Consider the following 11,215-nt stretch of genomic DNA (forward strand, 5'->3'; position numbering starts at 1 on the left):
TGCAGGATCACGCGAGCATTGCTGCATATAGGCCCGATTGACCACAAGCTATATAATTTGTGAGTAAGGGTTTGCAGGGAAGGTGGTGAGATTATGGGCAGGCCAGAAGACGAATACGTAAAGCTTCCTGCGATTATCCATGCCACGCGCATCGGGTACCGCTATCATTCCATCAAAGGCGATGTTTCAGGCATCGATTACGACGTCGATACAAACACCTTCTTCGAACCGTTTCGCGAGGCACTTGAGCGCATCAACAGCAGGCCCGTCGATGCCGACAAGGCCCATTATTTGGTGAGCCAGTTGAAGCTCAAGCTCTCGGGCAACGACTTGGGCCGCGCGTTCTTCGCCTGCCTCCAGTCGAGCTTGGAGGGCTACCGCCTCATCGACTTCGAAAACCCCGCTAACAATGACTTCACTGTGGTTACCGAGCTGCCCTACGCCAACGGTGAAGACAGCTTCAGGCCCGACATCACGTTCTTAGTGAACGGCATGCCTCTGGGTTTCATGGAAGTGAAGCGTGAGAACAACAAGGATGGCATCTTGGCCGAGCACGACCGGATGCACGCGCGTTTCAAGAACGAGGCCTACCGCCGCTTCGCGAACATCGTGCAGGTTATGGCGTTCTCCAACAACCAGGAGTATGACGACGAGGAGCGAAAGCCCGTACAGGGCTCCTTCTATGCGGCGAGTGCCTATGGGCGCCTGATGCTTAACCATTTTCGCGAGGAGGATCTCGAGGAGATGGCGCACCTTGTGGTCGATCGTGATTCGGCGACGGAAAAGCTTGTCCTGCGCGACAACAACATGGCGAGCATCTACGGCACGGCGGAGTTTGAAAGCTCCATTAACCCCGCGGCTCCCGCGAACCGAATTATCACGTCTGTCTTCTCGCCTACGCGATTCCTGTTTCTGCTTCACTACGGCATCGCCTATGTGGAGAAGGTGAACGACGAGGGCATTAAACGCACCGAGAAGCACGTCATGCGCTACCCGCAACTTTTCGCCACCATGGCGGTAGGCCGCGTTTTGGCTGCGGGGGGGGGGCACACTAAAGGCGTTATTTGGCACACGCAGGGCAGCGGCAAGACGGCGCTCTCGTTCTTCCTAACGCGCTACCTGCGCGATTATTACCAGGCGAAAAACCGCGTCGCGCGTTTCTTCTTCATCGTCGATAGACTCGACCTGGCCGATCAGGCCAAAGGCGAGTTCGAGGCGCGCGGCGCGGTGGTGGCCCTTGCAAACAGCAGGGAGGAGTTCGCTCGCTCGCTCAAGGGCATCGGTGACGACACGAATGTAGTGAGCGCTGAGCGTGTGCCCTTCATCACGGTGGTGAACATCCAGAAGTTCGACGAGGGAGCCGTCGCCACCGACTTCGACTACGACCTAGACGTGCAACGCGTCTACTTCATCGATGAGGCGCACCGCGACTACAAGCGTGGCGGCGCGTTTTTGACCAATCTGGTCACATCCGACCGCGAGGCTGTGCGCATCGCTCTTACGGGCACGCCGTTGGTGAATACCAAGGATGGCCGAAACGACACTAAGCAGGTGTTCGGGCCTTACGTCCACAAGTACTTCTATAACCAGTCCATCGCCGACGGCTACACGTTGAAGCTTCTACGCGAGCCCGTGAAGATCGAGTTTCGCCTGAAGATGCAGGAGGTTCTGCGCGACCTCAAAGAGGTAAAGAAGCTCGTTGACATGGAGAAGGTATACGCGCACAAGAGCTACGTGGATCCCTTGTGCGACTACATCGTTGATGACTACCTGAAAAGCCAAATCGCCCTGGGCGACGAGAGCATCGGCGCCATGGTGGTGGCACACAGCTCCGCACAGGCCCGTGCCATCTACGCGCGGTTGGCCGAGCTCGATCCCGATGTCTCCACCGAGCTGGTAATCAACGGCGAGACCGAGGCGCGCCACCGACTCGACTCCGAGCTGATCTTGCACGACGAGGGCACCAAGGAGACCCGGCGTGCCATCTGCGACAACTTCAAGAAAGACGACAGCCCCATCAACATCCTTGTGGTGTACAACATGCTGCTCACGGGGTTCGACGCGCACCGCCTGAAGAAGCTCTACCTGTGCCGGACCATCAAGGCGCACAATCTCTTGCAGGCGCTCACGCGCGTGAACCGCCCCTACAAGGATATGGCCTTCGGCTACGTGGTGGACTTCGCCGACATTACTGAGGAGTACGACAAGACCAACCGGGCCTATCTGACCGAGCTCACCGAGGAGCTGGGCGACGCGACCAAAGACTACAGCAGCCTGTTCGAAGACCCCGCGACCATTAAGGCCGACCTGGCGAAGATCAAAGACCTGCTGTTCTCCTACACCACCGACAACATGGTGGAATTCAAGGCCGAGATAAACGCCATCGACGACAAGGCCGTGCTCTACGATTTGCGCGCGGCGCTGGCCCGCTACAAGGACCTGCGCAACGTGGTCAAGCAGCAGGGCTACGAAGAGCTCTACGACAAGTTCGACGTGGGTCGCGTCCGTGAGATGCTGGGCGAGGTGAGCCTGCGTATCCAAGCTATTAACAACAAGGAGGCCCTGGCGCTTCAGGATATGTCGACCGGCGCGGTGAATCTGCTACTGAGTAAGATGGAGTTCCGCTTTCGCAATATCGGCAGCGAGGAGCTGGAAGTGGCTGACGAATTCCAGAACAAGCTCAAGCGCACCTACGAGTCGTTCGCCCACAACTTCGATGCGAAAGACCCCGAGTACGTGAACCTGCTCGAAGAGCTGAGGAGTCGCTTTGAGAAGGTGAACATCGAGGAGATGACGAGCGCCGATATGGCGGAAAGCGTGAAGGAGCTCGACTCCCTTCGCGGGAAAATGGAAGACCTCAACCGGCGCAACGCCGCGCTTGCCAAGAAGTACGGCGGCGACGAGAAGTTCGCACGTGCCCACAAGCAGGCCATGCGCACGCCGCCGCCTTTAACCACGAGTCCCACCACGATGTTCAGCATTTTGAGCAGTGTGAAGCAAGGAGCCGACGAGGCCGTTATGAGCAACCGCAACATGCTGGGCAACGCCCCCTATTTTGCCAAGCAGGTGCGCCGTCTGGTGGCGGTCGCCTGCAAGGACGCGGGCGTGAAATACAGCCTCGTCCAGGTAAAGAGTGTTGCCGAATACATTTCAAAGGAATACATAGACGAGAGAGGACGTGCCGCTTAAATGGCAGAAGAGAATCGCCTTCCCGGGGCCGACATCTTGGCCGACACCAAGGCCATGATCGATGGCCTGAAAACCGTGTGCGCCAATGCCGGTCTGGCCAATGACAGCTCGGAGTACAAGATCATCACCGAGGCGTTTTTGTACAAGTTCCTAAATGACAAGTTCCTGCACGAGCTGAAGAAGCTCGACGAGTTCAAGGACGCGGAGAACGTGGAGCGTGCCTACCGTGCCATGGACGAGGATGAGCGCGAGCTCGCCCTGATGGAACTCCCCGAGGGCACGGCAGTGCTCAAGCCCGAATACCTGATCTCCTATCTGTTCCAGCGCAAGGATATGGAGCGTAGCGAGAAGGGCGGCTTTGCTGAGCTGTTCGACGGCGCTTTGGCTGGCATCGCCGACGACAACGTAGATGTGTTCAGCGTGAAGACCGGGCAAGGGCAGTCCATTCGCCTGTTTGGAGGCGTTTCGCGCTTCATCGTAGAGGAGGGAAAGCGCGACAGCTTTTGCGCGCAGCTGGTGACCAAGCTGGCGGCGTTTTCGTTCGAGTGCGCCTTCGCCCAGAAGTACGACTTCTTCGCAGCGGTGTTCGAATACCTCATCAGCGATTATAACAAGGATAGCGGCACCTACGGCGAGTACTTCACGCCGCATTCCATCGCCACTATCATCGCGCGCATCCTGGTGCCCGAGGGCGCCCGCGATGTGACGGTGTACGACCCTGCCGCTGGCACGGGCACGCTGGTGCTGGCGGCGGCGCACCGCATCGGCGAGCAGAACTGCACCATCTACACGCAGGACCGCAGCCAGAAGGCAAACGAGTTCATGCGCTTGAACCTTATCCTGAATAACTTGGTGCACAGCCTGCCCAACGTGGTGCACGACGACACGCTGGAGAACCCGCGTCATCTTGCCATCGGCGGCAAGAGTATCCGCACGTTCAACTACATCGTGAGCAACCCGCCCTTCAAGGCCGACTTCTCCGACACACGCGACAAGTTGGCGGGCGACGCCTATAAGAAACGTTTCTGGGCGGGCGTACCCAACATCACGAGCAAGCCTGAGAAGATGGAAATCTACCTCATGTTCTTGCAGCACATCGTTGCGAGCATGGAGAACGGTAGCAGCGCTGCCATGGTTGTGCCCACGGGCTTTCTCACGGCAAAGGGCAAGATCCCGCTGGCCATCCGCAAGCGCATGGTGGACAAGAGGATGCTGCGCGGCGTGGTGAGCATGCCATCCAACATCTTCGCCAACACGGGCACCAACGTGAGCATCGTGTTTTTGGACACTTCCATCGAGCGCGAGAAAGCAATCCTCATGGATGCCTCCAAGCTGGGAGAGAAGAAGAAGGTCGACGGCAAGAACCAGCGCACCTTCCTTTCCGATGCGGAGGTCGAGCGTATCGTGAAGGTCTTCAACGCCGCAGAGAAGCAAGAGGATTTCAGCGTTCTCGTCGATTACGACACAATCAAGGAGAAGAACTACTCTTTCAGCGCGGGCCAGTACTTCGAAGTGAAAATTGACTACGTGGATCTCACGCCAGATGAGTTCGACGCCAAGTTGGCCGAGCACATGGCCAGCCTGCAGGATATGTTTGCTCAAGGCGAGAAGCTACAAGCAAGCATCATGGAACAGCTTAAGGGGCTGCGCTATGAGTAGGCAAGAGTACAGTAAAGTAAAACTTGCCGATGTTGCAACGCTTGTTAATGGCAGGGCATATCTTATGCCAGAATTGCAGGATTCAGGCAAGTACAAAATTGTCCGAGTAGGTAATTTCTCAGGTAAGGATGAGTGGTTTTACTCCGATATGGAGCTGGAGCCCGATAAGTACTGCTACAAGGGTGACCTGCTGTACAAATGGGCATGTACTTTCGGGCCTGAGATTTGGAATGATAAGAAGACCATCTATCACTACCACATTTGGAAAATTGTAAACGACCCAGAAAGGATCGATAGGGATTATCTCTACTACCTTCTTAAGGCCATGACTCCTTATTGGCTGGCTGGTACGCATGGCTCAACCATGGTTCATATTACAAAAGAGGGCATGGAAGACAATGACATCACCATTCCCGTAAGCACTGGCTATCAAAAAACAGTTGCCCGGATCTTGCGCACTATTGATGACAAGATTGCATTGAGCAAGAAGATGATGGCGGAGTTGGAGGATACGGCCCGTCTTATCTACGATTACTGGTTCACGCAGTTCGATTTCCCCGATGAGAACGGCAAGCCCTACCGCTCCAGCGGCGGCAAGATGGTCTACAACGAAACTCTCAAACGCGAAATCCCCGAAGGATGGGAAGCGGGCTTAATGAGTGATTTGGGGTCTGTAGTTTCAGGTGCCACTCCATCGACAGGGGATTCGTCTAATTATGCTGATGAGGGAATCGCTTGGATTACCCCAAATGACCTTTCGGACAATGACTCGTTTATGCACATCTCTCACGGTAAGAGGGATGTGAGCGGCGTCGGGCTTGCAAGTTGCTCAGCTGTCATGATGCCCGCAGGCTCGACCATCATGAGCTCGCGCGCACCGATTGGTTATTTGGCTGTCGCCGAGACCGCATGCTGCACGAACCAGGGTTGCAAGTCTCTTGTGGCTGACGCTGGCTATCCAAGCTACTTCAACTTCTTCACCGTTCAGAGGCTCATGCCCCTCATTAGGTCTCAGGGCGCAGGCACTACATTTGCAGAAGTCTCGAAAGAAGACTTCGCCAGCGTCCGATTGGCTAGGCCGCCAAAGGGTATGGCGGAAAGGTTCGAGAAAAGCGTTCTTCCGTTATGCGAGAAATCTAAACGGCTACAGACAGAAACCGTGGAACTCTCCTCTCTTCGCGACTGGCTGCTTCCGATGCTCATGAATGGGCAAGTTTCGATATCTGGATGACGCGGTTTAAATGAGCAAGCACAATGAAGAAAAGAAGACCCGAGAGCGCGAAGTACTGACTTCTGCCCTTGCTGTTGCGCGTGCAAAAGGCGGAGATGCGCGAAGGAACGTCGATAGGATTAGCGGTGCAATTGAGGCATTTGAAAAGCCCGACTTCCTCATTCATGCGAATGGCAAACTCATCGGGATTGAGCATTTCCGAGTCGACCATTTTGTTAAGGGCGGCCGCAAGGTCGAATCCGCCGCCGCTGAATTCAGCAGGATTAGCGAAAATGGTCGGAGGGAAATTGTTGATGACGGGGTGCGTGACATCTTCACAGGAGAGGTCGAGCAATTTTTTGGAGAGAGACTTAGCCGTGCTATTCAGCTTTTGAAAAACGCATGTATTGCTGATGTCGCCCGTTCCCTTGAGGCCGACTTGTACAGCGGAAGTAACCACGTAGGAAAGTTGCCCACTTATCGCTCCCGTGCGGCCGAGAAGGCTGATGGCTGTGATTTGGAACTTGGCTTCTTAATCGAGGTGCATTCAGATCTCAGAGGTTTATTCATCGATGATGGGTATGGTGCCCGGAAAATCGCTTGTGGTGAGTTGCCGATGATTGACTCGATTTACGACTTGCTGAAGTGTGCTTCTGGCAACGTCGACTGGATTATTTTGGCCTTTTGCGGTGGTATTACCGATATGGTTGAAGATGCCGCTGTTGTTCGATGCGGCAACGGTGCTTTTGATATGAGCATGAAGCGCCAGGGTCTTAAGAGAATCGAATACCTTGGATTAGGCAAGGACGTGCCGCGGACAAGGCAAAAGCAGCAAGGAAGGGTTTCGTTTGAGGTTGATGGCGATGACATTCATTATGAAATCGAGAATACCTCCGAGGACATCGACATCGAGGCGCTTTGGAGCAATAGTCGCGTTGATTGCGCGCGGGCTCTAACGTTGGCAAAGACGGGAGCGCCATTTGTTGCAACGCTGTCGGTTCAGATGATGTATGAGATGCTCCGCGATAAAGGTGCCCGCAAGTCTGGCGCTATAAGTGCTGTTGATGTCGATCGTTTTATAACGCGCATGCGCCCTGAGGAAAGGGTTGCGCGCGCTGAGAGCTTTGCACAACGATGGGAGATCGAGAGGTAGTAGGCTCTTTGTCGCCGTAGCCATGGTTCCTCCCGTGCAGCTTGGGTGGCGGATGGACCCTGAACGAACTGCGCAAGGAGACGTTCTTCTCAGGGCTTGCTTGGCGTGTAGTAGATACGATTAGTGGTTGAGCCTTCAGCGACGAGCAACCTGCCATCAGCAAATTGAGGGATCAAGTGTCGTGGTGTCCGTTCACTGATTTCAAGCTCTGCGGCGACCTCAAGGATTGCCCGTTCTCGTGCGTTACGGCCGGTAGCCGCCTATTGGAATTTAAGCAAGAGGTTGGACAGTGCCAGCGAAGAGAGTTCCACTGAATCTTGGTAGATGGCGTGACGCTCATAGTGGTGCCTACTGGATGGATGGAAGGCGGGTGCGTTCTTCCGATTTTTCCGTTGTCCGTATTAACTGAATATGAGAAAATATTCAGTGTAAACGGACAATGAGAAGGTGGTGGGGGTGCAGGCTATCATTGACTTGGCGGAATCGAGCAGCGGCCTGGTGACGACGGCGCAGGTTGTGGACGCCGGGATTCCCCGTGCGCGAATTTCGGACATGGTGAAGGCGGGCAAGCTTGAGCGTGTGCAGCGTGGCGTCTACCGCATGGCGGACGCATGGGAGGACGAATTTCTTGCCGCACAGCTCCGCTTCCCCAAGGGCATTCTCTCGGATGGAACTGCTCTCTACCTTCATGGCTACGCTGACCGCGTGCCGTTTCAGCTTACGATGACCTTCCCGCGCTCGTACGGAGCTACCAAGGTGCGTGAGGCGGGCATCGAGGTGCGCACGTGCGCGGATGAGGTGCTCGGCCTGGGGCTTACGACGGTCAGAACCCCGTACGGCAACGAAGTGAGCGCCTATGACCTGGAGCGCACGCTCTGCGACATCGTCCGGGGGCATCGCGCCGTTGACGTGCAGGTGGTCAACCCGGCGATGAAGCAGTACGTCCGCAGCCGCGAGAAGGACGTCCAGAAGCTGCTGGGCTACGCGCGGGCGCTTGGTGTGGAGAAAAAGATACGAAACTACCTGGAGGTGCTGCTGTGAGAACTAAAAATGCGATGCAGCTCAAGGCCATCATCAGCAATCGCGCCAAGGAAGGAGGGGTGCCCCCGCAGCTCGTGATGCAGAGTTACCTGCTTGAACGGTTGCTCGAGCGGATATCCCTCTCGCCCTGGCGTGACAGCGTTGTCGTCAAGGGAGGCGTGCTCATCAGCTCGCTGATGGGCGTTGACAGGCGGAGCACCAAGGACCTCGACGCGACGGTTCGCGGCTTCCCGCTTACCCACGAGAATGCAGAGAGGGCGTTCCGCGAGATCGCGGCCGTGGAGGCCGATGACGACTTCTCGTTCGAGTTCGTCCGCACGGAGGACATACGCGAGACAGATGACTACCCGGGCATACGCGTGCACCTGTTGGCCAGTTATGAGAAGATGCGCTCGCCTGTCACCGTCGATGTGACCACGGGCGACAAGATCACGCCCGACGCTGTCGAGTACAGCTATCCTCTCATGTTCGACAACCGCTCACTCTCGCTAATGGCTTACCCGCTCCCCACCACGCTGGCGGAAAAGTTGGAGACGGTCGTGAGCCGCGGCATCGCGAACACACGCCCGCGCGACTACTACGACCTGCGCATGCTCTGGCTCACAAGGAGGGCGGAGGTGGAGCCAGACGTGCTCCGGGACGCCCTTGCGGCTACATCCGGGAAGCGCGGCACGCTTGCCGCGATGGGCAGCTACCGCGCGGTGATGGCCGAGGTGGCCTCCGACGCCGTCATGCGGGATCGATGGGCGGCGTACGCCCGCAAGTATCCGTACGTGGGCGACATGACCCTCGCCGGGACATGCGAGACGGTTGTAGCGATCATGGAGGCCATTGACTGGCAGGCGTGCTTTGCTGAGTAGCTACTGCGCAATACTGAGTAATCAATCATTACGCAATATGTAACACTGTTGTGGGTCGCGAGAGCTTTGACCCCCTCCATCCAACAACCCGTCACGGCAGAGTTTTTGAAGGGTGGCGAAAGCGGTTTTGCAGGTAACGCCCGCGGCGTCAACGAGAGCCTTCGTCGTCCTACTTTCCTTGCGACCATAAAAGAGCCGCCGAGCTCATTCGATCGGCGGCTCTTTCGCTCTGTTTTAGCGTCGGCAGCAGCCGTGGTTGTGATGGTGGCCGGGTTTGCGGTCGCGACAGCCCTTGACGGCGATGGTGCGGTAATCGACGCCCATGGCCTTGCAGTTATCGATCACCTTTCCGGTCAGCTTCAGCAGGCACTCGCGCTCCTTGTCGGACAGGCCCTCCAGCACCTCGTCGGCCGCGCGGTCCTCGGCGGCCAGGCGCTTCTCGACGACCATGGTGCCCTTGTCGGTCAGCGCTACGGACAGCTTGCCCTTCTTGCTGGTGGCAAAGCGCACGTAGCCGTTCTCCTGGGCCTTCTCGGCCACGCGAACGACCTCGTGGCCGTCCCAGCCGAGACGCTCCTCCAGCTTCTTCAGCGACAGTTTCCCGTCGCCGAACTTGTAGAGCACCTTACACATGGCGCCCTGCCCGCTTTTGAAGCTGCGCGGGCCGCACTTGTGCATGGCCAGCTTGCTGTAGTTGGTCGCCACTTTCAGTTGATGCAGAACCTGAGTCGATTCAATCATGATGAGCCTTCTTTCGTCGATGGACGCCCGCAGGGGCAGGCGCGACCTCCATCTTAGAAGCCCCCGACGTCGCCGCGCCAGAAGCAGCCGCCAACCATTACCGACCCGTTGCTGCTTCACCACGGCGCTATTGCGCGGGAAAGGCGCCGCTACTTCACCACGGCCAGGTTCACGCTGGCCAGCAGGCTGGGAATGCTGCGCACGGCCGAGCGGTTCCATTCCTTGGCGCGGTCGGGCAGCTCCTCCCACGGCACCATGTAGGGGCTGCGCCGGCGCTCCACGTCCTTGGCGGTGCCGTAGCGCCAGCCGGCGCGCTGCCGCTCGCGCAGCCAACGGCGGTGCTCCAGAATGGCCAGGCATTCCACCTCGCTTGCGGTAAAGGCGGTCACGCAGCGCTCGGGGTAGCAGCTGCCCGCGGGCAGCACCTCGTAGCCGAGCGTTTCCAGCTTGCTGTGAATGCTGCTGATGTAGGCGATGGAGGAGTCGCGCAAATCGGGCGGCAGGCTCGCGAAGGAGGCGTACTCCTGGTCGGTCTGCGACGCGATGCGGTCGGTCGTGTAGCGCAGAAACGACGTCTGGGCCAGCTCGGTGATGACGTCGGTCTTTCCGGCGTACCCCTGGCTGGCCAGCAAGTCGGGCGAATCGACCAGCAGCGGCCGCGCGCTCGCCGGGCCGTAAAGGGCGCAGACCCAGATGTTCCAGACGAGCTGCTCTTTGCTGATGAGCCACGCGGGAAGGTTGCTGCCGTATCCGTCGGTTTCGAAACTGGGTTGGCGCTCGCGCTCTTCGCGGATGACGGCGATCAGCTCCGGGACGGAGAACTCGCTCCAAGGGCAGGGCTCGCTGGAAAGGTCGCGGTGGTAGGCGTCCAGCGCCTCGTAGCATGATTCGAGGAAGTAATCGCAGACCGCTCCACCGAAGTCGAGCTCGACGAAACGGGCGTGCAGCGTGTCGATGATGGCGTTCATGACGGCGCAGTCGTCCCACCACGGGCTGCTGACCAGCTCGATGCGGTTCTGCAGGCACCAGGCGGGCAGGATGTCGAACAGGGCGGTGAGGGAGCTTTCAGTTCCTAGGCCCTCGTAGCCGACGGCCTCGGCCTCCATGGTGTCTAGCAGAGCGCGCAGTGCCTCAAGGGAGGCTTCGGACTCGCTTCCGCTTGCGGCGATCTGGCTGATGGCGCGCTTGAAATCGGGAAGAGGGCCTTTCCCTGCGCGATCTCTGTCTCGGGATCCCCGCCGCCGATTCAGGGCGAAGGGTGGGTGATTATTGCGGCGTTTTCAGTCCGTGATTCCGCGAGCCATCGGTGCGCTTGTCCGCTATCGGTCGGTGTGCGCCGGTGATGGCGCTTTAATCTCTCCA

The 11,215-nt window shown here is 57.8% G+C and carries 8 protein-coding genes; 6 read left to right on the top strand and 2 right to left on the bottom strand.

Annotated elements, in window-relative coordinates:
• Positions 1-93 precede the first annotated feature (93 nt).
• The 6 genes from ACYVRU_RS11435 (at position 94) to ACYVRU_RS11460 (ending at position 9,112) form a co-directional block, all read left to right on the top strand.
• Positions 94-3,189, top strand: a complete 3,096-nt coding sequence (locus tag ACYVRU_RS11435; RefSeq protein WP_452039431.1) for a type I restriction endonuclease — start codon at positions 94-96, stop codon at positions 3,187-3,189.
• Positions 3,190-4,848 carry an HsdM family class I SAM-dependent methyltransferase gene (locus ACYVRU_RS11440; protein ID WP_452039432.1) on the top strand — a complete coding sequence of 553 codons (1,659 nt, stop codon included), beginning with the start codon at positions 3,190-3,192 and terminating at the stop codon, positions 4,846-4,848.
• On the top strand, positions 4,841-6,079 hold the full coding sequence (locus ACYVRU_RS11445) for a restriction endonuclease subunit S (RefSeq protein WP_452039433.1): 1,239 nt from the start codon (positions 4,841-4,843) through the stop codon (positions 6,077-6,079). Before ACYVRU_RS11440 ends, ACYVRU_RS11445 begins: the two co-directional genes overlap by 8 nt.
• A gap of 10 nt (positions 6,080-6,089) precedes the next feature.
• Positions 6,090-7,211 (top strand): hypothetical protein, encoded by a 1,122-nt coding sequence (locus tag ACYVRU_RS11450; protein WP_452039434.1) that lies wholly within the window; start codon positions 6,090-6,092, stop codon positions 7,209-7,211.
• A gap of 456 nt (positions 7,212-7,667) precedes the next feature.
• On the top strand, positions 7,668-8,252 hold the full coding sequence (locus ACYVRU_RS11455) for a type IV toxin-antitoxin system AbiEi family antitoxin domain-containing protein (protein WP_302011579.1): 585 nt from the start codon (positions 7,668-7,670) through the stop codon (positions 8,250-8,252).
• On the top strand, positions 8,249-9,112 hold the full coding sequence (locus ACYVRU_RS11460) for a nucleotidyl transferase AbiEii/AbiGii toxin family protein (RefSeq protein WP_114538955.1): 864 nt from the start codon (positions 8,249-8,251) through the stop codon (positions 9,110-9,112). The genes ACYVRU_RS11455 and ACYVRU_RS11460 overlap by 4 nt, the downstream gene beginning before the upstream one ends.
• A 234-nt stretch (positions 9,113-9,346) precedes the next feature.
• Here the strand turns inward: ACYVRU_RS11460 and ACYVRU_RS11465 are convergent, their stop codons facing one another.
• Together ACYVRU_RS11465 and ACYVRU_RS11470 are read right to left on the bottom strand one after the other, a co-directional pair.
• A complete protein-coding gene (locus ACYVRU_RS11465; RefSeq protein WP_114538956.1) occupies positions 9,347-9,853 on the bottom strand; it encodes a MarR family winged helix-turn-helix transcriptional regulator in 507 nt (168 codons plus the stop codon).
• Between the two features lie 149 nt (positions 9,854-10,002).
• Positions 10,003-10,959 (bottom strand): RyR domain-containing protein, encoded by a 957-nt coding sequence (locus ACYVRU_RS11470; protein WP_461186164.1) that lies wholly within the window; start codon positions 10,957-10,959, stop codon positions 10,003-10,005.
• Positions 10,960-11,215: the final 256 nt, after the last annotated feature.

Source organism: Adlercreutzia sp. CNCM I-6216 (assembly GCF_977113345.1).

What these genes read in the sequence shown, in the direction of transcription:
- ACYVRU_RS11440 (WP_452039432.1), top strand. Translation starts at nt 3,190, where the DNA reads ATGGCAGAAGAGAATCGCCTTCCCGGGGCCGACATCTTGGCCGACACC.
- ACYVRU_RS11470 (WP_461186164.1), bottom strand. Translation starts at nt 10,959, where the DNA reads ATGGAGGCCGAGGCCGTCGGCTACGAGGGCCTAGGAACTGAAAGCTCC.
- ACYVRU_RS11450 (WP_452039434.1), top strand. Translation starts at nt 6,090, where the DNA reads ATGAGCAAGCACAATGAAGAAAAGAAGACCCGAGAGCGCGAAGTACTG.
- ACYVRU_RS11445 (WP_452039433.1), top strand. Translation starts at nt 4,841, where the DNA reads ATGAGTAGGCAAGAGTACAGTAAAGTAAAACTTGCCGATGTTGCAACG.
- ACYVRU_RS11465 (WP_114538956.1), bottom strand. Translation starts at nt 9,853, where the DNA reads ATGATTGAATCGACTCAGGTTCTGCATCAACTGAAAGTGGCGACCAAC.
- ACYVRU_RS11435 (WP_452039431.1), top strand. Translation starts at nt 94, where the DNA reads ATGGGCAGGCCAGAAGACGAATACGTAAAGCTTCCTGCGATTATCCAT.